The sequence below is a fragment of the Pseudomonas sp. RL_105y_Pfl2_101 genome (assembly GCF_963970585.1).
In the GTDB taxonomy this organism is placed as follows: Bacteria; Pseudomonadota; Gammaproteobacteria; order Pseudomonadales; family Pseudomonadaceae; genus Aquipseudomonas.
The window spans coordinates 184,936-209,633 of sequence record NZ_CAXAPG010000007.1; the positions used below are offsets into that span (position 1 = coordinate 184,936).

A 24,698-nucleotide genomic window follows, 5' to 3' on the forward strand; every position below is an offset into this window, starting at 1 on the left:
GGCCGTTGGGGCTTCGACGCCACCGTGTCGCGCAAAGGGCACATTTGTGTCCATGCAGGCTCATGCGCAGGAGGGGCAAGCCGTTGGCGGACTCTGCTCCGTGAGTGCCGGCGGGATTATAGGCGGGCCCCTATAAAAACAGCGCCTAATAAATAACTGGCAATAACTTACCGAACCTGTGGGAGCGAGCAGGCTCGCTCCCACAGGTATTTGTCCAGGCTTGTATTCGCCATAGAGGCGGTTTTTTTCAAGCGGCAATCAATTGCCGCAACACATAGTGAAGGATCCCGCCGGCCTTGAAATATTCCACTTCATTCAAGGTATCGATCCGGCATAGCACTTCAATTCGCTCCTGGCTGCCGTCCTCGCGGGTAATGATCAGGGGCAGGTTCATGCGCGGCGTCAGTTCGACGTTATTGAGTCCCAGGATCTCCAGGGTTTCCTTGCCCGTGAGGTTCAGGTTCTTGCGGTTACGGTCGAGCTTGAACTGCAACGGCAGCACGCCCATGCCCACCAGGTTGGAGCGATGGATGCGCTCGAAGCTTTCGGCGATCACCGCCTTGACCCCCAGCAGGTTCGTGCCCTTGGCTGCCCAGTCCCGGCTCGACCCGGTGCCATATTCCTGGCCGGCGATCACCACCAGTGGTGTGCCCGCAGCCTGGTACAGCATGGCCGCGTCGTAGATCGGCATTCGTTCGCCACTGGGAATGTAGATCGTGTTGCCGCCCTCTTCGCCGTCGAGCATTTCGTTGCGAATGCGGATATTGGCGAAGGTGCCGCGCATCATCACCTGATGGTTGCCGCGCCTGGAGCCGTAGGAGTTGAAGTCTCGCGGTTCCACACCCTGTTCGCGCAGGTAGCGACCGGCCGGGCTGTCCGTCTTGATGTTGCCGGCCGGGGAGATGTGGTCGGTGGTCACCGAGTCTCCGAGCAGGGCCAGGATCCGGGCGCCTTCGACGTTCTTGACGGTCGGTGGCGGGCCGTCGATGTCGTCGAAGAACGGCGGGTGCTGGATATAGGTCGAGTCGTCCTGCCAGACGTAAGTCGCCGCTTGCGGCACTTCGATGGCCTGCCATTGCTCGTCACCGGCAAACACCGCGGCGTATTCCTTGTGGAACATGCTGGTGTTGACCTGGGCCACAGCGGCGGCCACTTCCTGGCTGCTGGGCCAGATGTCCCGCAGGTACACCGGCTTGCCGTCCCGATCATTGCCCAGTGGCTCGCTGCTGATATCGATGCGCACGGTGCCGGCCAGGGCATAGGCGACCACCAACGGCGGCGAGGCCAACCAGTTGGTTTTCACCAGCGGGTGCACCCGACCTTCGAAGTTGCGGTTGCCCGACAATACCGAGGCTACCGTCAGGTCGGCTTTCTGGATGGCTTTTTCGATCGGTTCCGGCAACGGTCCGGAGTTGCCGATGCAAGTGGTGCAACCATAGCCCACCAAGTCGAAACCGAGTTTATCCAGGTATTCGGTCAGGCCGGCTGCCTTGTAGTAGTCGGTGACCACCTTGGAGCCCGGCGCCAGGGAACTCTTGACCCAGGGCTTGCGGACCAGGCCTTTTTCCACGGCTTTTTTGGCCAGCAGCCCGGCGGCCATCATCACACTGGGGTTGGAGGTGTTGGTGCACGAGGTGATCGCTGCAATCACCACCGCGCCGTTTTTCAGGCGATGGGTGTGGCCTTCGAATTCGTATTCGGCTTCGCCCACCTGATCGGCATTGCCCACTGCGACGCCACCGCCGCCTTCACTTTCCAGGCGACTTTCTTCTTTGCTGGTGGGTTTGACCTGCAACCCCAGGAAGTCGCTGAAAGCCTGGCCGACATTCGGCAGCGAGACCCGGTCCTGCGGGCGTTTTGGTCCGGCGAGGCTGGCTTCGACGCTGCCCATGTCCAGCTCCAGGGTGTCGGTGAACACCGGTTCCTGGCCGGGCAAGCGCCAGAGGCCTTGGGCCTTGCAATAGGCCTCCACCAATTTCACCGTTTCCGTAGGGCGTCCCGACAGGCGCAAGTAGTCCAGGGTCACATCGTCCACCGGGAAGAAGCCGCAGGTGGCGCCGTATTCCGGGGCCATGTTGGCGATGGTAGCGCGGTCGGCCAGGGGCAGGTCGGCAAGACCATCACCATAGAACTCGACGAACTTGCCCACCACCCCTTTCTTGCGCAGCATCTGCGTGACGGTCAGCACCAGGTCGGTGGCGGTGATGCCTTCGCGCAGCTTGCCGACGAGTTTGAAGCCGATGACCTCGGGAATCAGCATCGACACTGGCTGGCCGAGCATGGCGGCTTCCGCTTCGATCCCGCCGACGCCCCAGCCCAGTACGCCGAGGCCGTTGATCATGGTGGTGTGGGAGTCGGTGCCCACCAGGGTGTCCGGGAAGGCGTAGGTGCGACCGTCTTCTTCTTTGGTCCACACGGTGCGGCCCAGGTATTCGAGGTTGACCTGATGGCAGATCCCAGTGCCCGGCGGCACCACGCTGAAGTTGTCGAAAGCGCTCTGGCCCCAACGCAGGAAGGCGTAGCGTTCGCCGTTGCGGTGCATTTCGATGTCGACGTTCTGCTCGAACGCCTGGCTGCTGGCGAATTTGTCCACCATCACCGAGTGGTCGATCACCAGGTCCACCGGCGACAGCGGGTTGATCCGCTGGGGATCGCCGCCGGCCTTTTCCACGGCGGCACGCATGGCGGCCAGGTCGACCACGGCGGGGACGCCAGTGAAGTCTTGCATCAACACCCGGGCGGGGCGGTATTGAATCTCGCGGTCGGAACGGCGCTCCTTGAGCCACCCGGCCAGGGCCTGGAGGTCGGTGCCGGTGACGGTTTTTTCATCTTCCCAGCGCAGCAGGTTTTCCAGCAGTACCTTCAACGACATCGGCAGTTTGTCCAGATCGCCCAGGCTTCGGGCGGCATCCGGCAGGCTGAAGTAGTGGTAGGTCCTGGTGTCGACTTGCAGTGTCTTAAGGGTTTTCAGGCTATCGAGGGATGGCATTGAAATCACTCCTTTGAGTCCGCACGGCTACGGACTGACGGAACGGACAGAGCCTTTAACCTAGCCCTGTTTTGAGCGTATGACTAATCACTGGACTCTATGGGCAGGTTCGCGGTTCCGAACTCCGCTATCATGCGGCGGTTTTCGTGACAGGCTTTGCTACGGAGTTTCAATGAACACGCTTTTCATGCACTGCCGGCCGGGCTTCGAAGGCGAGGTCTGTTCCGAGATCGCCGAGCACGCGGCCCGCCTCAACGTGGCCGGCTATGCCAAGGCCAAACCGGCCAGTGCCTGCGCTGAATTTGTCTGCACCGAAGACGATGGTGCCGAGCGGCTGATGGGCGGCCAGCGTTTCGCCGAACTGATTTTTCCGCGCCAGTGGGCGCGCGGCACCTTCATCGATTTGCCGGAAACCGATCGCATCAGCGTCATCCTGGCCCACATGGCCGCTTTCCCGACCTGTGGCAGCCTGTGGCTGGAAGTGGTGGATACCAACGACGGCAAGGAACTGTCGAACTTCTGCAAAAAGTTCGAAGGCCCCTTGCGCAAGGCGCTGATTGGCGCCGGCAAACTGGTGGACGACCCGCGCAAGCCGCGCCTGCTGCTGACCTTCAAGAGTGGCCGCGAAGTGTTCCTGGGCCTGGCCGAATCCGGTAATTCGGCGATGTGGCCCATGGGCATTCCCCGCCTGAAGTTTCCTCGGGAAGCGCCGAGCCGTTCCACCCTCAAGCTTGAAGAGGCCTGGCACCATTTCATTCCCCGGGACCAGTGGGACGAGCGCCTGCACAGCGACATGACCGGCGTGGACCTCGGTGCCGCGCCGGGTGGCTGGACCTGGCAACTGGTCAACCGGGGTATGCTGGTGACCGCCATCGACAATGGCCCGATGGCCGAAAGCCTGATGGACACCGGCCTGGTGCAGCATCTGATGGCAGACGGCTTCACGTTCAAGCCCAAGCAGCCGGTGGACTGGATGGTCTGCGATATTGTCGAGAAACCGGCCCGCAACGCGGCAATGCTGGAAGAGTGGATTGGCGAAGGGCATTGCCGCGAGGCCGTGGTCAACCTCAAGCTGCCGATGAAACAGCGTTATGCCGAGGTCAAACGCCTGCTCGAACGCATCGCCGAGGGTTTCAAGGCTCGGGGGATCAAGGTCGAGATCGGTTGCAAGCAGATGTACCACGACCGCGAGGAAGTGACGTGCCATCTGCGGCGGTTGGATACCAAGAAGCCGAAGTCCCGCTGAAGCATGTAGCGAGCTTTTGTGGCGAGGGAGCTTGCTCCCGCTGGGCGGTGTAGGAGCTGGCGAAGCCTGCGATCTTTTGATCTTTCACTTGGAACTCAAGCGCCAATGGAAAGATCGCAGCCTCGCTTCGCTCGACAGCTCCTACAGCGCAGCCGAGTGGGAGCAAGCTCCCTCGCCACAGGGGTGATGCACCTCTGTTAAGCGCGCCGACATTGCGCGACAATGCCGGCCAGTTTCAGGAGTAGAACATGAGTGACATGAACGATACGCCGGTGGACGGCACGCTGGATGCCACCGGTCTCAATTGCCCGGAGCCGGTGATGATGCTGCACCAGCACATCCGCGACCTAGCCCCCGGTGGGTTGCTGAAAGTGATCGCCACCGACCCCTCGACTCGCCGTGATATCCCCAAGTTTTGCGTGTTCCTGGACCACGAACTGGTGGCCCAGCAGGAGGAAGCGGGCACTTATCTCTACTGGATTCGCAAGAAACTTGCTTAATCCGTCGAGCGGTTGAGGCGGATCTGCTTGCGCGCGCTGCGTGCCAGGCGGATCGATAGCATCAGCGCCGCGCAACTCAAACCCACGATCAGGCCTTGCCACAATCCGCTCGGGCCGCTGGCGGTACCGAGCCAGTCGGTCAGGCCCAAGGTGTAACCCACCGGCAGGCCGATGCCCCAATAGGCGAACAGGGTCAGGATCATCGTCACCCGGGTGTCCTGGAAGCCGCGCAACGCGCCTGCCGCCGTGACCTGGATCGCATCGGAAAACTGGAACAGCGCCGCGTAGACGATCAGCATCGAAGCTACGTCGATCACCACCGGGTCGGCGGTATAGATCGCCGCGATAGGCCCGCGCAGCGCCAACATCAGGCTCGCCGACAGACAGGCGTACGCCAGGGCCGTGGCCATGCCCACCCCAGCAGCGAAGCGCGCTTCGCGAGGCTGACGACGGCCCAGGGCCTGGCCGACCCGCACCGTGACGGCCATGCCCAGGGAGTAGGGGATCATGAACACCAGGGAACTGAAGTTCAGCGCGATCTGGTGTCCGGCCACCACCGTGGCACCAAGGCTGCCGATCAGCAGTGCGATCACCGCGAAAATACTCGACTCGGCGAACACCGCAATGCCAATCGGCAGGCCGATGCCCAGCAGGCGCTTGATGACCGCCCATTGCGGCCAGTCGAAACGGCTGAACAACTGGCTCGACTGATAGGCCGGTGCCCACCGGGCCCAACCGGCCATGCCCAGGGCCATGACCCACATGACGATGGCCGTAGCCCAGCCGCAACCGACGCCGCCCATGGCGGGCACGCCTAGGTGCCCATAGATGAAGATGTAATTGAGCGGAATGTTCAGCGCCAGGCCGCACAGCCCCAGCACCATCGCCGGCCGTGTGCGCCCCAGGCCGTCACTGAAGCAGCGCAGGACGTGATACAGCGCTACGGCCGGAAGGCCCGTGCCGATGCCTTGCAGGTATTCCATGCATGGGCCAATCAATTCAGGATCCACATTCATGATATGCAGGATCGGTTCGGCGCTGAGCAGCGCCAGCGTCGCGATCAACCCCACCACCAATGCCAACCACAGCGCCTGGCGCACCAGCGGCCCGATCTCGTCGAACGTAGCGGCACCGAAACGCTGGGCAACTTTCGGCGTTGTCGCTAGCAATGTGCCGGTCATCAACAGGAACACCGGCACCCAGATCGAGTTGCCCAGGGCCACGGCCGCAAGGTCCCGTGGGCCGACCCGGCCGGCCATGACTGCATCGACGAACCCCATGGCGGTGGTTGCCAGTTGCGCCACCATGATCGGCAGGGCCAGGGCCAGCAAAGTCTTGAGTTCCAGGCGAACCCGGGCCGGGCGGGATAGGGGGTGTCGATGACAGGATTCACGGGGCAAGCGTCCGAAAAGGTTAAGCGCAAGGCGGCGAATTCTACGCCTTGACGCAGTGGTCAGGAAAAAACCTGTGTTGTGGATTTGTAATCGCTTTTTCAGTGTTCGAGCACCGGTGGGAGCAAGGCTTGCCCGCGATGAAGATGATGCGGTCTCCCTAGGAGCCGAGGCGCCTGCATTGCGAGCAATGCTTTGCTCCCACATAAATCCCCTTGCCACAACATCATGCGCTCCGGGTAATGCACAGGCCCAACGGAACGCCTACACTGCCCCTCCCGCCAAAGGAGCTTTGCCATGCTGATCGTCGCCGACGAAAACATCCCCCTGCTTGATGCATTTTTCCAAGGGTTCGGCGAAATCCGCCGGGTGCCGGGCCGGGGGATCGACCGGACGATGGTCGAACACGCCGACGTGCTGCTGGTACGTTCGGTCAGCCAGGTCAATCGGGCCCTGCTGGAAGGCAGCAAGGTGCGCTTCGTCGGCACCTGCACCATCGGCACCGATCACCTGGACCTGGATTATTTCGCCGAGGCCGGTATCCGCTGGGCCAGCGCGCCGGGCTGCAATGCCCGTGGCGTGGTGGACTATGTGCTGGGCAGCCTGATGACCCTGGCAGAAATCGAAGGTGCAGCGCTCGCGCAACGAACCTTCGGCGTGGTTGGCGCAGGCCAGGTGGGCGGTCGGTTGATCGAGGTGCTCAAGGGGTTGGGCTGGGCCGTGAAGGTCTGCGATCCGCCGCGTCAGGCCGCCGAGGGGGGCGAATATGTGAGCCTGGAGCAGATCATCGAGCAGTGCGATGTGATCAGCCTGCACACACCATTGACCCGAGACGGTGAGCAACCGACCTGGCACCTGTTCGACGAGGCGCGTCTGAACCGGCTCAAGCCCGGGACCTGGTTGATCAATGCGGCCCGAGGCCCGGTGATCGACAACGCCGCGCTACGCGAAGTGTTGCTGGAGCGCGAAGACCTGCAAGCGGTGCTGGATGTCTGGGAGCAGGAGCCCACCGTGGATGTGGACCTGGCCGATTTGTGCGTGATCGCTACCCCGCACATTGCCGGTTATAGCCTCGATGGCCGCCAGCGTGGCACCGCCCAGATCTACCAGGCCTTGTGCGCTTTCCTGGAGCGGCCGGTTGAAGTCAGCCTCAGCGACCTGTTGCCTCGGCCTTGGCTGGGCGGCGTTACCCTGGATGCCGAAGCCGACCCGGCCTGGGCTTTGGCGGCGCTGTGCCGGAGCGTGTACGACCCCCGTGGCGACGACGCGAACTTTCGTCGCAGCCTGGTGGGCACAGTCGGCGAACAACGCAGTGCGTTCGATGCCTTGCGCAAGCATTATCCGCCACGGCGGGAAATCGACAACTTGAAGGTTCGTATCGAAGGGCAGTCGGCGGCCTTGCAACAGATCGTGGCGGCGCTGGGCTGTGAGAGCAAAGCTTGCTCGCGATGAACGCTGACGCGGTCAGGGGGGGCGAGGAGTCTGCATCGCGGGCACGCCTTGCTCCCACAAGCTTTCTCGCAGAGCGGGGAGAAACCCATCGCTACAGGGTTGTAGGACGCTGGCGATGGGCAGTAAGCCAGGCTCATAGAAACAGTCATAAAAAACCCGACATCAAGGTCGGGTCCAATTGAAGACGGGCTGTATCACTTTTGTTCGGCAGGCTTGGCCAGTCGCTTTTCCAGCTCGCTGCAGGCTTTCTGGATCATGTCTTCGGTGATCGGTACTTCGCGTCCTTGGGCATCAATGAACGAGCAGCCCAGAGACTGGTCCGGTTGCGTGCGGATTACTTGAATCTTGTCGTCGCTGCTGTGTTGCAAGGACATGGCCTGTCTCCTCATCAGGATGTGTGCCTACTTTAATGTCGCCAGGTGACCGAGCCATGACACTCCTTGTAGGTTCATGGCGACACCTCCACTCAATCAGAAACACAGTTGCGTTTCCAGCCAGACTTTAGACCGATAACATCTAGCCCCTAGTCGTTGTGGTCATATTTAACCTGACTCATTCTGATTCAATTTGGTTTCGCTACGCTTTGGCGTCGCTGGCCGACCTTTTTCCTGCTGCATTATCGGATGCCCTTGATGCTTTCTTCCCGACATCGCCGTGCCATACGCCTGGCCAGCGGCTTCATCGCCCCTTACCGCAAACAGGTCGCCGGCGCCCTGCTGGCCTTGATTGTCACCGCCGGTATTACCTTGTCCATGGGCCAAGGCATCCGGTTGCTGGTGGACCAGGGTTTCATGACCCGCTCGCCGCACCTGCTCAATCAATCCATCGGCCTGTTCATGGTGCTGGTGGTTGGGTTGGCGATCGGTACGTTTTCACGTTTTTACCTGGTGTCCTGGATCGGTGAGCGGGTGGTGGCCGATATCCGGCGGATGGTCTTCAACCATCTGGTGTACTTGCACCCCGGTTTCTACGAAAACAACCGCAGTTCGGAAATCCAGTCGCGGCTGACCGCCGATACAACCTTGCTGCAATCGGTGATCGGTTCGTCGCTGTCGTTATTTTTGCGCAACGCCTTGATGGTGGTGGGTGGCATCGTGCTGCTGTTCATCACCAATCCCAAGTTGACCAGCATCGTGGTGATTGCCCTGCCGCTGGTATTGGCACCGATCCTGGTCTTTGGTCGTCGGGTGCGCAGTTTGTCGCGCCAGAGCCAGGACCGCATTGCTGACGTCGGCAGCTACGTCTCCGAAACCCTCGGCCAGATCAAGACCGTGCAGGCCTACAACCACCAGGTTCAGGATGAACAGCGATTCTCCGTGACGGTGGAGCAGGCGTTCGACACTGCCCGCAAGCGCATCGCCCAGCGGGCCTGGCTGATCACTCTGGTGATCGTGCTGGTGCTGGGCGCGGTGGGGGTGATGCTCTGGGTTGGTGGCATGGATGTGATCGCCGGGCGGATTTCCGGTGGTGAGCTGGCGGCATTTGTGTTTTATAGCCTGATCGTCGGCAGCGCCTTCGGCACGCTGAGCGAGGTGATCGGCGAGCTGCAACGGGCGGCGGGCGCGGCAGAGCGCATTGCCGAGTTGCTGCGTTCGGAGAACATCATCCAGCCGCCGGCCTCAGGGCTTGTGACCTTACCGGAGCGGGTCCGAGGCGATTTGCGCCTCGAAGGTGTGCGTTTTTCCTATCCCTCCCGGCCGGACAGTTATGCGGTCGACGGCCTCGACCTGACCATCAAGGCCGGCGAGACCCTGGCCCTGGTCGGGCCTTCCGGTGCGGGCAAGTCAACGGTGTATGACCTGCTGCTGCGCTTCTACGATCCGGTGCAAGGGCAGATCCTGTTCGACGACGTGCCGTTGACTCGACTCGATCCCCTGGACCTGCGCCGCCACTTCGCCCTGGTTTCACAAAACCCGGCGCTGTTTTTCGGCACGGTCGAAGAGAACATCCGCTATGGCAACCCGAGCGCGACGTCCGAGCAGGTGCGCGAGGCCGCGCAGATCGCTCACGCCCATGACTTCATCGAAAAAATGCCCAACGGCTACCAGACTCACCTCGGCGACGGCGGCCAGGGCTTGTCCGGCGGCCAGCGCCAACGCTTGGCCATCGCTCGGGCGTTGCTGGTGGACGCTCCGATCCTGCTGCTGGACGAAGCCACCAGCGCCCTCGATGCGCAAAGCGAACACCTGATCCAGCAAGCCCTGCCCAACCTGATGAAAAACCGTACGACCCTGGTTATCGCCCACCGTCTGGCCACGGTGAAAAATGCCGACCGGATCGCGGTAATGGACCAGGGCAAAGTGGTTGCGGTGGGCACTCACCAGGAGCTGGTTGCCAGCAATGCGCTGTACGCGCGGTTGGCGGCGTTGCAGTTCAATGTGGGGTTGGAGACGGCAACCGACTAAGAGCCCGAGTGTTCGCAGGTTCAGTGTTTCCCCCGGTCTGTATGTGGGGCTTGCTCGCGAAAGCGGTGTGCCAGCCAGCGTCACCGTCACTGATACACCGCCTTTTCGGGCAAGCCCCCACAAGGTCTCGCGCCGAGCAAAAAGAAATGCCCGCATCTTTCGATGCGGGCATTTCTTTTCTCAGGAACAGCTTGCGCTAATAATCACTGATCATCGAAATACCGCTCATGCCAATCCACCAGCGGTTGCGGCGAATTGAGTTTCTGGCCGTAGATCACCGAGTACGACAACACGTTCTGCACGTATTTTCGGGTTTCGTCGAACGGTATGCTTTCGACCCAGACGTCGAAGCTCAAGTGGTCGGCGCCGCGCAGCCACTGGCGTACGCGACCGGGGCCGGCGTTGTAGGCCGCCGAGGCCAGGACGCGGTTGCCGTTGAACTGGCTGTGAACCTGGCTCAGGTAGGCCGTGCCCAACTGGATGTTCTTGTCCGGGTTCAATACTTGCCGTGGTGAGGCCAGGGGAATGCTGAACTTGCGCGCGGTTTCCTTGGCGGTGGCAGGCATCAGTTGCATCAGGCCGGAGGCACCGACGTGGGAGCGGGCGTCGTCCATGAAGGCGCTCTCCTGGCGGGTAATGGCGAACGCCCAACTTGGATGCAAACCACGGATCTTGGCTTCGCGCACCAGGGTGTCGCGGTGGGCCATCGGGAAGCGGATGTCCAGGTCGTCCCAGTACTTGGCTTGGCTGATGGTGCGAATGGCCGGGAAATACCACTTCAGGTCATAAGCCAGTTTTGCCTGGGCGACCATTTCGTCCCGGTTGAAATGACGGCTGACGTGATACCACTCGCGGCGTCCGTCGACGATGTCCCCGCGGGCATGAAATTCCAGTGCCCGACGCACACCGGGGGTGTTGCGCACTTTGTTGATCAGCGCCTGGTTCATCACCAGCGGCTTGTTGATGAGCGAGTACGGCGACTGGGAACGGTCGGCGGCCAGGAAACCATAGAAATCCCGTTCGCGGGCCAGGTGCTTGTAGAGCGCCAGCGCCTCGGGGTTTTGCGGCTGCGCCAGTTCCAGCGTGCGGGCCTGCCAGTACCGCCAGCGATTGGTGCTGGACAGCGATTCGGGCAGGCGACGGGTCAGTTGGTACGCATCGTCCCAGCGGGCCAGGCGCAGCAGCAGACGCAAACGCCATTCCGAAACGCTGTCATCGCGCAATTCCGGGTCGTATTTCGTCATCACGTCCAAGGCTCGGCTGTCGAAGCGCTTGGCCAGGGTCAGGCCGATTTCCCGGGCAATCGCGACTTTTTCATCGCGAGAAAAATGCATGCTGCTGGCGTAGCCGTCCAACAGCGCCAAGGCCTTTTTCGGATCCTGGCGGGCCAGACGACGCAGGCCGAGGCTGACGATATCGGACATCGGTCCATCGGCCGGGGTGAAGCGCGAGGGCTGGTTGAGCAATTCGGGTTTTTGCGCCACGTCCACGAGCAACTTGCCGCGGGGGGCGAGGGTGGTCAGGCCACTGACCAGGCTTTTGGCCAGCGGAAAGTTGCGGGCCTGGGCCGCCAGTTTTATGCGTTCCCAGCGTTTCTGTTCGGTCAACTGGCCTTGGGAAGCCCATAGGCCGAACAATGCATCGCACGCCTGGGGTTGGGATTTGCCGGAGAGCCAGAGCTTTTCGGTATTGGCATAGCCTTCGGCCTTCAAGCCATGGCTGAGCTGGTACCGGGCGTTAAGGCAGTCCAGTTCGGTGAAATTGAGCTTGGGGTTGTAATACTTGACGAAGGTCTTCCAGTCGCCGCGTTCGGTCAGCCAACGCAGCCAGCGCAGCTTCATCCAGTTGGCCTGGGGCAGGTCACCATGTTCGGCGAGAAACTTCTCGATTTCGGCGTTGCTGGCGCTCTTGAGGCGAGCGGTCAATTCGTCGTAGGCCAGGTAGGGCTCCAGTGGATAATCGCGCAGGGCCTGGCTGTAGCGAAAGTAGGGGGCGGAATCACCCTTGGCCAAGGCGCGCTTGGCCTCGTCGTAATACTGGCGTTGAGTAGATATATCCACCGCCTGTGCGGATTGAACGGCTGTGGCACATACAAAAAGACACGAGATAACACTGAAAAGGCGACTGCGCATGAGACGTCCGGGCATAAAAAAACATGACAAGCCCAAGGGGTAACCCAGGGTAACTGTCTGTAGCTTAGCCTTTTGCCAGCAGTCGGCGAAAGCTTTGCAGGGCTGTCGGTGCAAGTTCGCAACATTTGTTGTGCGCAGAGCTTCGATGGCGAAATTGGCGGACCCTTTGGGGTCTCATCTCAGGTAGAATGCGCGCCCGGTTTTTGGAGAAGCTCATGACCCTGCTCAAATTCAGCGATGTGTCCCTTGCTTTCGGCGCGATGCCGTTGCTGGACAAGGTGTCCTGGCAGATCGCCCGTGGTGAGCGGGTGTGCATCATCGGCCGCAACGGCACTGGTAAGTCCAGCATGATGAAGCTGGTCAAGGGCGATCAAAAGCCTGACGACGGCTCGGTCTGGCGCGCGCCAGGCCTGAAAATCGGCGAATTGCCCCAGGAACTGCCGGTGGCCGACGAGCGGACCGTATTCGACGTGGTCGCCGAAGGCCTGGACGGTGTCGGTGCGCTGCTGGCCGAGTATCACCATCTGAGCCAGAACATCGTCACCGATGCCGACCTGGACAAATTGATGCACGTGCAGCACGACCTTGAAGCCCGAGACGGCTGGCGTCTGCAGCAACTGGTCGACAGCACCCTGAGCCGCCTGCAATTGCCGGCCGACAAGACCCTGGCCGAGTTGTCCGGTGGTTGGCGTCGCCGCGTCCTGCTGGCCCAGGCCCTGGTCTCCGAGCCGGACCTGCTGCTGCTCGACGAACCGACCAACCACCTGGACATCGGCGCCATCGCTTGGCTTGAAGAAGCCTTGAAAGATTTCCAGGGGGCGGTGCTGTTCATCACCCACGACCGTTCCTTCCTGCAAAACCTGGCGACGCGCATCCTCGAACTGGACCGCGGCGGCCTGATCGACTGGAACGGCGACTACGCCAGCTTCCTGGTGCACAAGGAGGCGGTGCTGGCGGCGGAAGAAACCGCCAACGCCCTGTTCGACAAGCGCCTGGCCCAGGAAGAAGTCTGGATCCGCCAGGGCATCAAGGCCCGTCGTACCCGTAACGAAGGCCGCGTACGGGCCCTCAAGGCCTTGCGCGTGGAGCGCAGCGAGCGTCGTGAGCGCACCGGCAAGGCCAACATCCAACTGGAAACGGCTGACAAGTCCGGCAAGCAGGTGATGGTGCTGGAAAACGTCAGTTTCGCCCATCCAGGCGGCCCGTTCCTGGTCAAAGACTTTTCCATGGTTCTGCAACGTGGCGATCGCATCGGCCTGCTGGGTGCCAACGGCACCGGCAAGACCACGCTGCTCAAGCTGATGCTCGGTGGCCTGGTGCCCACCAGCGGCAAGGTTGAAGAGGGCACGAAGATCGACGTTGCCTACTTTGACCAGTTGCGTCATCAACTGGACCTGGAAAAGACCGTGATCGACAACGTGGCCGAAGGTCGCGATTTCATCGATATCGATGGCCAGAGCCGCCATGTGCTGAGCTACCTCGGCGATTTCCTGTTCAGCCCCCAGCGTGCTCGTACGCCGGTCAAGGCGCTGTCGGGTGGCGAGCGCGCCCGTCTGTTACTGGCCAAATTGTTCAGCAAACCGGCGAACCTGCTGGTGCTCGACGAACCGACCAACGACCTGGACGTGGAAACCCTGGAGTTGCTGGAAGAGGTGTTGCTGACCTTCAACGGCACCGTGCTGATGGTCAGTCACGACCGGGCATTCCTCGACAACGTGGTCACCAGCACCCTGGTGTTCGAAGGCGAAGGCCTGGTGCGTGAATACGTCGGTGGTTATCAGGACTGGCTGCGCCAGGGCGGTTCGCCGCGTCTGCTGGGGGTAACCGAAAGCAAGTCCGGTAAGGCCGATCTGAATTCGGCTGTGGTCAAGGCCGAGCCAGCACCGGTAGCTGCCGCAGCGGCCCCAGCCAAGAAAAAGCTCAGCTACAAGCTACAGCGCGAACTGGAGGCGCTGCCGGGCGATATCGATGCGAAGGAACAGCAGATCGCCGCCGTTGAGGCCGAGATGGCTGACGCCGGCTTCTACCAGCGGCCAGCGGCCGAAACCGCCAAGGTCATCGCGCGTCTGGAGCAGTTGCAGGCCGAGCTGGACGCATTGGTCGAGCGCTGGGCTGAGCTGGACGCTTGATCCCATGCTGTAAAAAAATCCCGGTGTTGCGTGGTGAGCACCGGGATTTCTATTTGAAACACTATTGCTGTGGGGGCAGGCTTGCTCGCGAAAGCGGTGTATCAGTCGACTTCGATATTGACTGTTATGACGTTTTCGCGAGCTAGCCCGCTCCTACACAGGGTTACGTGCGCTTGATCAGATGTACTGCCAGCACGTCGCAGGGTGCGCCATGCAGCACGTCATTGGCAGTCGAGCCCAGCAACAGCGCCAGGCCGTGGCGACCATGGCTGCCGACCACAATCAGGTCGCAACCCTGTTCCTTGGCCAGGTGATGGATCTCCTGGCGCGGCTGGCCGTAGGTCAGGTGGCTGAACTCCTTTTTCAGGGTAGGGTATTTCACGATCAGTCGGTCAAGGCGTTCTTTGGCCTGGTCGAATTGCTGTTGTTGCAACTGGGAAAGGTCCATGGGCACGTCGCCGCCGAAGGCCATGGCCATCGGTTCGACGATGTGTACCAGCGACAGCTTGGTGTCCCGGCCTTCGCAAAGGGCGAGGGCGCGCTTGACGACCGGATCGCATTCTTCGGTGAGGTCGACGGCGACCAGAACATGTTCGTAGTACATGGGAAACACTCCAGAGAATTGCAATACGGTAAGTATGGCTGGTTTCAAGCGCATTGATGGCGACGTGGCTCAATGGGCTCATCAGAACTCGGGAGTACGAATATGACGGTCTGGATAGTGGTGTCAATCCTGTTGGTGGTGTTAAGTCCGTTGGCATGGTTGCGACCGTCCCGTGTTCAGAGCGCTCGCATGACCCTGCGCATGGAGGCGCGACGCCTGGGCCTGGCCATGCAGCTGGCGCCGCAGGAGTGGCCGCACTGGCTCGGTCAGCAGCCGCCAAACCCCTGCGCCCAGTACCACCGGCCCCGGCGGGGCAAGGAGCCGGCGGTCTGGAGCTATTGGCAGACTGCGCCAGGCGTCTGGGTCAACCAGTGGCGGGAAGTCTGCCAGGACGAGGTGCTGGTCAATCATTTCGAAAAATTGCCGGCCAACGTCTACAAAGTCGAAGCTGACCGGCAAATGATCGCCTTGTACTGGGGCGAGAAGGGCGAAGCCACTGTTTTGCAGGATATTTGCGCGGTGCTCAAAGCGCTGGCCTGAGCGGATTTAGCTGCGTAGGAGCCGTCGAGCTGAGCGAGGCTGCGATTTTTACCCGGGCCATTGAGTCTCAAGCGAAAGATCAAAAAATCGCAGCCTTCGGCAGCTCCTGCCAGCATAAAAAAGCCCGACAGTCTCATCGGGCGGGTTGGCCAGGCAGGCCGGTAATCAAACGCGTACCAGGGCGTGCGTTCGTAACGCCCTTCACTCCCAAATGTTCAATCGCGCTCCCGACAGCGTAGACGGCTGGATCCGGCCTGTCTGGAATTAGGGCGATTTTTCTAATTATTGATCCTATGAATAGCGGCTCATGCGGCGCCGTGTTGTGGACCCGTGCGATACGGAATATGACCGTGAAGTCGCGTTCACGCCTGTGTTTAGGGCGATTGACAATTGTCGGAAATTCCGTGAAGGTGACGTACCCAAATCAAACGGGCGTATGAATTGAGCGTTTGTATTTTCAGAATGCTCCTACAGACCCCGACTATCGCGTTGACGGGTGTGCCTGGCGGATTGGCGTAGCATCGACGGTAACGTCAATGCCGAATCAGTGGTCAGCGTTCAACGTGTACTGTTCAGCTTCCATATCGTGGAGATCAGTTGATGATTTACGAAGGTAAAGCCATCACGGTTAAGGCTCTTGAAAGTGGCATCGTCGAATTGAAATTCGACCTCAAGGGTGAGTCCGTCAACAAGTTCAACCGTCTAACCCTGAATGAATTGCGTCAGGCCGTGGACACTATCAAGGCAGATGCTTCGATCAAGGGTGTGATCGTCAGCAGCGGCAAGGACGTGTTCATCGTCGGCGCCGACATCACCGAATTCGTCGACAACTTCAAGCTGTCCGATGCCGAACTGATCGCTGGCAACCTCGAAGCCAATCGTATTTTCAGCGACTTCGAAGACCTCAACGTACCGACCGTCGCGGCCATCAACGGCATCGCCCTGGGTGGCGGTCTGGAAATGTGCCTGGCAGCGGATTACCGCGTCATGTCCGCCACGGCCAGGATCGGCCTGCCGGAAGTCAAGCTGGGCATCTACCCAGGCTTCGGCGGCACCGTGCGCCTACCGCGTCTGATCGGTGCCGACAACGCTATCGAGTGGATTGCCGCAGGCAAGGAAAACCGTGCCGAAGACGCGCTGAAAGTCGGTGCCGTGGATGCTGTGGTCGAACTTGGCAAGCTCCAGGAGGCGGCCCTTGAAACCATCAAGCGCGCCATCAGCGGCGAATTCGACTACAAGGCCAAGCGTCAGCCGAAGCTGGAAAAGCTCAAGCTCAACGCCATTGAACAAATGATGGCCTTCGAAACCGCCAAGGGTTTCGTGGCCGGTCAGGCAGGCCCGAACTACCCGGCGCCGGTCGAAGCGATCAAGACCATCCAGAAAGCCGCGAACTTCGGTCGCGACAAGGCCCTGGAAGTCGAGGCCGCCGGCTTCGTCAAGCTGGCCAAGACCTCGGCTGCGCAAAGCCTGATCGGTCTGTTCCTCAATGACCAGGAACTGAAGAAAAAGGCCAAGACCTACGACGAAATCGCCAGTGACGTGAAGCAGGCTGCCGTACTCGGCGCCGGCATCATGGGCGGCGGTATCGCCTACCAGTCGGCGTCCAAAGGCACGCCGATCCTGATGAAGGACATCAACGAGCACGGGATCGAGCAAGGCCTGGCCGAAGCCGCCAAGTTGCTGGTCGGCCGTGTCGACAAAGGTCGCATGACCGCTGCGAAGATGGCTGAAGTGCTCAACGGCATTCGTCCGACGCTGTCCTACGGTGATTTCGGCCATGTCGATCTGGTGGTTGAAGCCGTTGTCGAGAACCCGAAGGTCAAGCAGGCGGTACTGGCTGAAGTCGAAGACAAGGTCAAAGAGGACACCATCCTGGCCTCGAATACCTCGACCATCTCCATTTCGCTGCTGGCCAAGGCTCTCAAGCGTCCGGAGAACTTCGTCGGCATGCACTTCTTCAACCCGGTGCACATGATGCCGCTGGTGGAAGTGATCCGCGGCGAGAAGTCCAGCGAACATGCCGTTGCCACCACCGTGGCCTACGCCAAGAAAATGGGTAAGAACCCGATCGTCGTCAACGACTGCCCGGGCTTTTTGGTCAACCGCGTACTGTTCCCGTACTTCGGCGGTTTCGCCAAGCTGGTCAGCGCCGGTGTCGACTTCGTGCGCATCGACAAGATCATGGAAAAATTCGGCTGGCCAATGGGCCCGGCGTACCTGATGGACGTGGTCGGCATCGACACCGGCCACCACGGTCGCGACGTCATGGCTGAAGGCTTCCCGGACCGCATGAAGGACGACCGCCGTTCGGCTGTCGACGTGCTCTACGAAGCCAAACGCCTGGGCCAGAAGAACGGCAAGGGCTTCTACGGCTATGAGACCGACAAGCGCGGTAAGCAGAAGAAAGTCGTCGACTCGTCGGTGCTGGAAGTGCTCAAGCCGATCGTCTACGAGCAGCGCGAAGTCACCGACGAGGACATCATCAATTGGATGATGATCCCGCTGTGCCTCGAAACCGTGCGTTGCCTGGAAGATGGCATCGTCGAAACCGCCGCCGAAGCCGACATGGGTCTGGTCTACGGTATCGGTTTTCCTCCATTCCGTGGCGGTGCGCTGCGTTACATCGATTCGATCGGTGTGGCCGAGTTCGTTGCCCTGGCTGACCAGTACGCTGATTTGGGCGCGCTGTACCGCCCGACCGCGAAGCTGCGTGAAATGGCCAAGAACGGCCAGTGCTTCTTCGGTTAAGCGCCCAACGACTAGAGCGAGAGAACATTTATGAGCTTGAATCCTAGAGACGTCGTGATTGTCGACTTCGGTCGTACGCCGATGGGCCGCTCCAAGGGCGGCATGCACCGCAACACCCGCGCCGAAGACATGTCGGCGCACCTGATCAGGAAGCTGCTGGAGCGCAACGTCAAGGTTGACCCCAACGAAGTCGAAGACGTGATCTGGGGCTGTGTGAACCAGACCCTGGAGCAGGGCTGGAACATTGCCCGCATGGCCTCGCTGATGACCCAGATTCCTCACACGGCGGCGGGACAGACCGTCAGTCGCCTGTGCGGTTCGTCCATGAGCGCACTACACACCGCCGCCCAGGCGATCATGACCGGCAACGGTGACGTGTTCGTTGTCGGTGGTGTCGAGCACATGGGCCACGTGAGCATGATGCATGGCGTCGATCCGAACCCGCATATGTCGCTGTACGCGGCAAAAGCCTCGGGCATGATGGGCCTGACTGCGGAAATGCTTGGCAAAATGCACGGCATCACCCGCGAACAGCAGGACGCTTTTGGCGTGCGCTCCCACCAGCTCGCCCACAAGGCGACCGTGGAAGGCAAGTTCAAGGATGAGATCATCCCGATGCAGGGCTACGACGAGAACGGCTTCCTGAAGCTGTTCGACTACGACGAAACCATTCGTCCGGAAACCACCCTGGAAAGCCTGGCGGCCCTCAAGCCGGCATTCAATCCGAAGGGTGGCACCGTGACAGCTGGTACCTCGTCGCAGATCACCGACGGTGCCTCGTGCATGATCGTGATGTCGGCCCAACGTGCCCAGGACCTGGGTATCCAGCCGATGGCGGTGATTCGTTCGATGGCCGTGGCGGGTGTGGACCCCGCGATCATGGGCTATGGTCCAGTACCGGCCACGCAGAAAGCCTTGAAGCGTGCAGGCTTGGGTATTGCCGATATCGACTTCTTCGAACTCAACGAAGCTTTCGCCGCGCAGGCCCTGCCAGTGCTGAAAGATTTGAAAGTGCTCGACAAGATGAACGAGAAGGTTAACCTGCACGGCGGCGCGATCGCCCTGGGTCACCCATTCGGTTGCTCCGGTGCACGCATCTCCGGCACGCTGCTCAACGTCATGAAGCAGAATGGCGGCACCTTTGGTGTGTCCACCATGTGTATTGGTCTCGGCCAGGGCATTGCCACTGTCTTCGAACGCGTCTAAGCGTTGCGTCGATGGAAGCCGGGGCCAAGTGCCCCGGTTTTTGTTTTTTCGGGTTTAGTAAAAAAAAGATTTTGTTTTTATTTTGAAAAAATTTGAGTGAGTGCCGAGCATGCCGATACAACCTGGGCTCTACCAGCATTACAAAGGTCCGCAGTACCGTGTATTCAGCATCGCGCGGCATTCCGAGACCGAGGAAGAAGTGGTCTTCTATCAAGCCCTGTATGGCGATTACGGCTTTTGGGTGCGCCCCTTGAGCATGTTCGAAGAGTCCGTCGAGGTTGACGGGGAACAGGTGCCACGCTTTGCTTTGGTGCAGGCCGAGGAAAGCATTTTTCCCAAGCCTTGAGGCCGGCATGCGGGCAACCCTGCGCTTGACCTCACCTTGCAGCCACTATATATAGCGGTGCCGCGTCAGGCGCCAACCGCCTTTCACTTTTTAGAATTCAGGAATTTTCTGATCCATGGGCAAATCGCTGGTCATTGTGGAATCCCCGGCTAAGGCCAAGACCATCAACAAGTATCTGGGCAACCAATACGTGGTGAAGTCGAGTATCGGCCATATCCGAGACCTGCCCACCAGCGGTTCGGCTAGCGCCAACAAGGAGCCAGCCGCCAAGCGCGGCAAGGCTGCCGCCGGTGAAGTGCCGGCGCTGTCGCCGAAAGACAAGGCGCGCAAGCAGCTGGTCTCACGCATGGGGGTCGATCCGGAACACGGCTGGAAAGCCAAGTACGAGATCCTTCCGGGCAAGGAAAAGGTCATCGAAGAGCTGCGCCGGCTCGCCAAGGATGCCGACACCATCTATCTCGCGACGGACTTGGACCGCGAAGGGGAAGCCATTGCCTGGCACCTGCGCGAAGCCATTGGTGGGGATGACAGCCGCTACAAGCGCGTGGTGTTCAACGAAATTACCAAGAAGGCCATCCAGGAAGCCTTCTCCCAGCCGGGCGAGCTGGATATCGATCGGGTCAATGCTCAACAGGCGCGTCGCTTCCTCGACCGCGTGGTGGGTTACATGGTCTCGCCCCTGCTGTGGGCCAAGATCGCCCGTGGTCTGTCGGCCGGTCGTGTGCAGTCGGTCGCGGTAAAGCTGGTGGTGGAGCGCGAGCGTGAGATCCGTGCGTTCATCCCTGAAGAGTACTGGGAAGTCCACGCCGACCTCGGCACCGCCAAGGGCGCCACCGTACGCTTCGACGTGGCCCGGGAGAAGGGCGAGGCCTTCAAGCCGCTCAACGAAGCCCAGGCCATGGTGGCGCTGGAGAAGCTCAAGGCTTCCAGCTACAGCATCGTCAAGCGCGAAGACAAACCGACCAGCAGCAAGCCGTCGGCGCCGTTCATCACCTCCACGCTGCAACAGGCCGCGAGCAATCGCCTGGGTTTTGGCGTGAAGAAAACCATGATGATGGCCCAGCGTCTTTACGAAGCTGGTTACATCACCTATATGCGTACTGACTCGACCAATCTTTCGGTCGATGCCGTGGCGATGGCGCGCACATATATAGAAAGCGAGTTCGGCAAGAAATACCTGCCGGACACGCCGAACGTCTACAGCAGCAAGGAAGGCGCGCAGGAGGCTCACGAAGCGATTCGTCCGTCCGACGCCAATACCGAGCCAAGCAAGCTGTCGGGCATGGAGCGTGATGCCGAGCGTCTCTACGAGCTGATCTGGCGCCAGTTCCTGGCCTGTCAGATGCTGCCGGCGCAATACCTGTCGACTACGGTCAGCGTCGGTGCTGGCGACTTCGAACTGCGTGCCAAGGGTCGCATCCTGAAGTTCGACGGCTACACCCGCGTCATGCCGCAAATCACCAAGCCTGGGGATGACGACGTCCTGCCGGACATGGCCCAGGGCGACGTGATGAAGCTGATCAAGCTTGATCCGACTCAGCATTTCACCAAGCCACCGGCTCGTTACTCCGAAGCCAGCCTGGTCAAGGAAATGGAAAAGCGCGGCATCGGTCGTCCTTCGACCTACGCAGCCATCATCTCCACCATCCAGGACCGCGGCTATGTGGCGCTGCACAACCGTCGTTTCTATTCGGAAAAGATGGGTGACATCGTTACCGAGCGTTTGTCCGAGAGCTTCTCGAACCTGATGGACTACGGCTTCACCGCCGGTATGGAAGAGAACCTCGACGATGTGGCCCAGGGCGAGCGCGACTGGAAAAACGTTCTCGACGAGTTCTACGGCGACTTCAAGAAAAAGCTCGAAGTGGCCGAAAGCCCTGACAGTGGCATGCGCGCCAATCAGCCGGTCATGACCGATATCCCGTGCCTGACCTGCGGGCGTCCGATGCAAATCCGTACCGCCTCGACCGGTGTATTCCTGGGTTGCTCGGGCTACAGCCTGCCACCCAAGGAGCGCTGTAAGGCGACAGTCAACCTGGTGCCGGGCGACGAAATCGCTGCGGACGACGAGGGGGAATCGGAATCCCTGGTGCTGCGCGGCAAGCATCGCTGCCCGATCTGCAGCACGGCGATGGACGCCTACCTGCTGGATGAAAAGCGTAAGCTGCACATCTGCGGCAACAACCCGGACTGTGCTGGCTACGAGATCGAAGAGGGCACTTATCGCATCAAGGGCTACGAAGGTCCGAGCCTGGAATGCGACAAGTGTGGCAGTGAGATGCAGCTCAAGACCGGCCGTTTCGGCAAGTTCTTCGGTTGCACCAACCCGACCTGCAAAAACACCCGCAAACTGCTCAAGAGTGGTGACGCGGCGCCGCCGAAGATGGATCCGGTGAAGATGCCTGAGCTCAAGTGCGAGAAGGTCAACGACACCTACATCCTGCGCGACGGCGCCTCCGGCCTGTTCCTGGCGGCCAGCCAGTTCCCGAAAAACCGCGAGACCCGCGCACCGTTGGTGATGGAAATCGTGCCGCACAAGGACGAGATCGATCCGAAGTACCATTTCCTCTGTGCAGCGCCGCAGAAGGATCCGGAAGGGCGCCCGGCGGTCATTCGCTACAGCCGCAAGACCAAGGAGCAGTACGTGCAAACCGAAGTCGAGGGTAAGCCGACTGGCTGGAAAGCGTACTACGACGGTGGTAAGTGGGCGGTGCAAGACAAGAGCTGATGGCAGCACTCACGTGTGACGAGGGGGCTTGCGCCCGCTGGACCGGTCCGACGTTTCGGGCGTAGCTGCCCCAATAAGTCTCAAGTGAGCAAAAGGCCGCATGACAACCCATAGGTTTTCATGCGGCCTTTTTGTTTTTGGCTTGCAGTGGCCTCGGTTGATCCATGACACTGTCGCACTTGCGTGACGCTTTCATTTCGTTGGGGAGATGCCGCCATGGCCCACGAACTCTATACCCGCACCAATCAGAAAATCTATTTCGCCGGTCTGTCGCTCGAGGCGCTCACCAGGGCCGAGGATGGGCGTGCGATGAATTCCCCGGCATTGCTCCAGGCAGGACGCGAATCCGCGTTGTTTCACCTGTACGGTGCGTTATTGGGGTTGTGCCATGAAATTGCCGGTTTCTATCGCCTGCCACAAGCGAATGCGCCACGGGCCGAGCTGTTGTTGACCCGCGAAGTGCTGGAAACCATTGCTATCCCGGAATTGGCCGAAATGGTCGAGCTGGCGCATAACCCGGAAACCTGGCTGGCGAAGCTATTGACGGCCCATGCGGCGCTGTTCGAGCCGCCGCGGGCCCCACGCAAGCCCAAGGGGGACGTGACCCAGCCGTTGATCGTGGCGGTCAATCTGGACGAGCAAGAACCTGAGCAGGAGTTGAGCCGGGAGGAGCTGGAGAGCTGGCGCCAGAACCTCAAGAGCCTGGCGATACGCTTTCGTGAAGGGTTGAACGAGTGCTGAGTTTCCCCTCGGCCCGTTACCTTCGATGATAACGCTTGGTCAAGATCCCGAGCGGAGCCTGGCCGATGACTATATAATCCTCGACTTTCGTGGAGAACAGACTTTTATGCCAACGTCCTTTCTAGAAATTGTCGAACTTCCTGATGGCCGCATCGAGCTGCGCAGGGCTGAGGACGAGGGGTCTCTGGTTACCCTGAACTTCTCCGAAGACGCCAAGGTATTCCTCCAGGGCCAACACGTTGAAGTCGCCAAGGCGATGCTGAGCGTGGGCGTCCAGATGGCAGGTCGCCTGGTTGAAGGCGAATTCAATAAGGAAGAGGGGCCGCGGGTTCTTCATTGATCCCGTCCGTCGGCTTTTTTGACGGTGTGGCTGGTCGGCTTCTCTTCCTTGGAGAAGCCCCGCGTTTGTCTTAGCCCAATCGAATATTGAGACTTTGTGCGTCCCCGATACGGGCGGCGCTGATCAACTGTTGCCGTGCGGTCGCGGTTAACAGGTTGAGCCAACTGACCACGGTGTGGCTACGGCCCAGGCGCAAGGCTTCGCAGGTCAACTGTTGGGCGCTTTGGGTACCCCGCGGTTGCAGCAACAGGATGCGTTCGCGGTTCAGGCCGGCATCTCGCAGCCAGGCCTGGGTGACGCTGGCCGGTGGTGCGATCAGCGTCAGCCAGCGAGCATCCTGGTCCTGGCTGAGTTCCCGCAGAATCGGCGCCAGCAGGTTCAGGCAGTTTCCGGCTGCACCACGTAACGACAGTTCGCTGAAAGCCTCAGGCTCGACGCCCCAGGGCGACTCGATGACCTCTTTCAGGACTGGAGCCAGCGGTTGGGCCATGAATGCCTCGAACAGCGGAAGTTGTGTGTGTTGTGGTGTGTGAGGGAACTGCATAAAGCCTCCTTTAGCGGCGAATGACGCCGACGCTCAAGCCTTCGATGACCAGGTCCTGATCTTTCAGATTCACTTCGATGGGCGCGAACTCCGGGTTCTCAGCGATGAGCCAGACTTTGCTGCCGTCGCGCTTGAAGCGCTTGACGGTTACCTCGTCGCCGATTCGCGCCACCACGATCTGACCATTGCGGGCTTCGCGGGTGGTGTGAACTGCCAGGAGGTCACCGTCGAAGATGCCGATGTCCTTCATGCTCATGCCGTGTACACGAAGCAGGTAATCGGCCCGAGGATGGAAGAACGAAGGATTGATGTTGCAGGACTCCTCGACATGCTGCTGGGCGAGGATCGGTGCGCCTGCCGCGACCCGGCCGATGATCGGCAGGGTGGTTTCGTCGGCCTTGGCTTCGAAGCCGGGGATGCGAATGCCACGGGATGCGCCCGGGGTCATTTCGATCGCACCCTTGCGCGCCAGCGCCTTGAGGTGTTCTTCAGCCGCGTTGGGCGACTTGAACCCTAGTTCCTGGGCGATTTCCGCACGGGTTGGCGGGTAGCCGTTGTCTTCGAGGCAGCGTTTGATGAAGGCCAGAATCTCTGCTTGGCGTGGCGTCAGCTTTAGCATATTGATCGCTCTGTCTTTTTATACAGTGACTGGGATTA

General features: G+C 60.5%; 19 protein-coding genes. 12 read left to right on the plus strand and 7 right to left on the minus strand.

All coding sequences use genetic code 11. From position 1 onward, the window contains the following. Positions 1–247: 247 nt before the first annotated feature. Complete coding sequence (gene acnA, locus AACY31_RS11230; RefSeq protein WP_339476831.1) at positions 248–2,989, minus strand: aconitate hydratase AcnA; 2,742 nt, start codon at positions 2,987–2,989, stop codon at positions 248–250. Between the two features lie 172 nt (positions 2,990–3,161). Here acnA and rlmM point away from each other — a divergent pair, with 172 nt between their 5' ends. Both rlmM and tusA read left to right on the plus strand, forming a co-directional pair. Continuing rightward, positions 3,162–4,235 (plus strand): 23S rRNA (cytidine(2498)-2'-O)-methyltransferase RlmM, encoded by a 1,074-nt coding sequence (rlmM, locus tag AACY31_RS11235; RefSeq protein WP_339491286.1) that lies wholly within the window; start codon positions 3,162–3,164, stop codon positions 4,233–4,235. Between the two features lie 248 nt (positions 4,236–4,483). Further along, positions 4,484–4,735: a sulfurtransferase TusA gene (gene tusA / locus AACY31_RS11240; RefSeq protein ID WP_339476835.1), complete on the plus strand. Its 252-nt coding sequence runs from the start codon at positions 4,484–4,486 to the stop codon at positions 4,733–4,735. On the opposite strand, the gene AACY31_RS11245 is transcribed toward tusA, so the two are convergent. Next, positions 4,732–6,135: an MATE family efflux transporter gene (locus AACY31_RS11245; protein WP_339504471.1), complete on the minus strand. Its 1,404-nt coding sequence runs from the start codon at positions 6,133–6,135 to the stop codon at positions 4,732–4,734. The genes tusA and AACY31_RS11245 overlap by 4 nt on opposite strands. Positions 6,136–6,423: 288 nt before the next feature. Here AACY31_RS11245 and pdxB point away from each other — a divergent pair, with 288 nt between their 5' ends. Beyond that, complete coding sequence (gene pdxB, locus AACY31_RS11250) at positions 6,424–7,578, plus strand: 4-phosphoerythronate dehydrogenase PdxB (protein ID WP_339476839.1); 1,155 nt, start codon at positions 6,424–6,426, stop codon at positions 7,576–7,578. 194 nt (positions 7,579–7,772) lie between these two features. On the opposite strand, the gene AACY31_RS11255 is transcribed toward pdxB, so the two are convergent. Next, entirely contained in the window at positions 7,773–7,952 is a 180-nt protein-coding gene (locus tag AACY31_RS11255) for a PA1571 family protein (RefSeq protein WP_339476842.1), read from the minus strand. Between the two features lie 249 nt (positions 7,953–8,201). Between AACY31_RS11255 and AACY31_RS11260 the strand changes: the two genes are divergently transcribed. Beyond that, positions 8,202–9,983, plus strand: coding sequence for an ABC transporter transmembrane domain-containing protein (locus AACY31_RS11260; RefSeq protein ID WP_339504473.1), 1,782 nt, complete (start codon positions 8,202–8,204; stop codon positions 9,981–9,983). Positions 9,984–10,186: 203 nt separating this feature from the next. Here the strand turns inward: AACY31_RS11260 and AACY31_RS11265 are convergent, their stop codons facing one another. Continuing rightward, positions 10,187–12,115 (minus strand): transglycosylase SLT domain-containing protein, encoded by a 1,929-nt coding sequence (locus AACY31_RS11265; protein WP_339476846.1) that lies wholly within the window; start codon positions 12,113–12,115, stop codon positions 10,187–10,189. A 215-nt stretch (positions 12,116–12,330) separates the two neighbouring features. Here AACY31_RS11265 and AACY31_RS11270 point away from each other — a divergent pair, with 215 nt between their 5' ends. Continuing rightward, the gene (locus tag AACY31_RS11270) at positions 12,331–14,244 is read left to right on the plus strand and encodes an ATP-binding cassette domain-containing protein (protein WP_339491283.1); all 1,914 of its coding nucleotides are present in this window, start codon (positions 12,331–12,333) and stop codon (positions 14,242–14,244) included. Between the two features lie 163 nt (positions 14,245–14,407). Here AACY31_RS11270 and AACY31_RS11275 read toward each other — a convergent pair whose 3' ends face one another. Beyond that, on the minus strand, positions 14,408–14,848 hold the full coding sequence (locus AACY31_RS11275) for a universal stress protein (protein ID WP_339476848.1): 441 nt from the start codon (positions 14,846–14,848) through the stop codon (positions 14,408–14,410). A gap of 102 nt (positions 14,849–14,950) precedes the next feature. Between AACY31_RS11275 and AACY31_RS11280 the strand changes: the two genes are divergently transcribed. The 7 genes from AACY31_RS11280 (at position 14,951) to AACY31_RS11310 (ending at position 23,497) form a co-directional block, all read left to right on the plus strand. Next, a complete protein-coding gene (locus tag AACY31_RS11280) occupies positions 14,951–15,388 on the plus strand; it encodes a hypothetical protein (RefSeq protein WP_339476850.1) in 438 nt (145 codons plus the stop codon). Between the two features lie 600 nt (positions 15,389–15,988). Continuing rightward, positions 15,989–18,136, plus strand: coding sequence for a fatty acid oxidation complex subunit alpha FadB (gene fadB / locus AACY31_RS11285; RefSeq protein WP_339476851.1), 2,148 nt, complete (start codon positions 15,989–15,991; stop codon positions 18,134–18,136). 30 nt (positions 18,137–18,166) lie between these two features. Continuing rightward, complete coding sequence (fadA, locus tag AACY31_RS11290) at positions 18,167–19,342, plus strand: acetyl-CoA C-acyltransferase FadA (RefSeq protein WP_018604861.1); 1,176 nt, start codon at positions 18,167–18,169, stop codon at positions 19,340–19,342. 109 nt (positions 19,343–19,451) lie between these two features. Then, complete coding sequence (locus tag AACY31_RS11295) at positions 19,452–19,688, plus strand: DUF1653 domain-containing protein (protein WP_339476853.1); 237 nt, start codon at positions 19,452–19,454, stop codon at positions 19,686–19,688. Between the two features lie 115 nt (positions 19,689–19,803). Further along, positions 19,804–22,416, plus strand: coding sequence for a type I DNA topoisomerase (gene topA, locus AACY31_RS11300; RefSeq protein WP_339476854.1), 2,613 nt, complete (start codon positions 19,804–19,806; stop codon positions 22,414–22,416). A 216-nt stretch (positions 22,417–22,632) separates the two neighbouring features. Then, positions 22,633–23,157: a DUF6586 family protein gene (locus AACY31_RS11305; protein WP_339476855.1), complete on the plus strand. Its 525-nt coding sequence runs from the start codon at positions 22,633–22,635 to the stop codon at positions 23,155–23,157. Positions 23,158–23,263: 106 nt separating this feature from the next. Next, positions 23,264–23,497: a hypothetical protein gene (locus AACY31_RS11310; protein WP_003183419.1), complete on the plus strand. Its 234-nt coding sequence runs from the start codon at positions 23,264–23,266 to the stop codon at positions 23,495–23,497. A 70-nt stretch (positions 23,498–23,567) separates the two neighbouring features. Here the strand turns inward: AACY31_RS11310 and sulA are convergent, their stop codons facing one another. Then, entirely contained in the window at positions 23,568–24,041 is a 474-nt protein-coding gene (sulA, locus tag AACY31_RS11315) for an SOS-induced cell division inhibitor SulA (protein WP_339476857.1), read from the minus strand. A 10-nt stretch (positions 24,042–24,051) separates the two neighbouring features. After that, positions 24,052–24,660, minus strand: coding sequence for a transcriptional repressor LexA (gene lexA, locus AACY31_RS11320; RefSeq protein WP_003199651.1), 609 nt, complete (start codon positions 24,658–24,660; stop codon positions 24,052–24,054). Between the last annotated feature and the right edge of the window lie 38 nt (positions 24,661–24,698).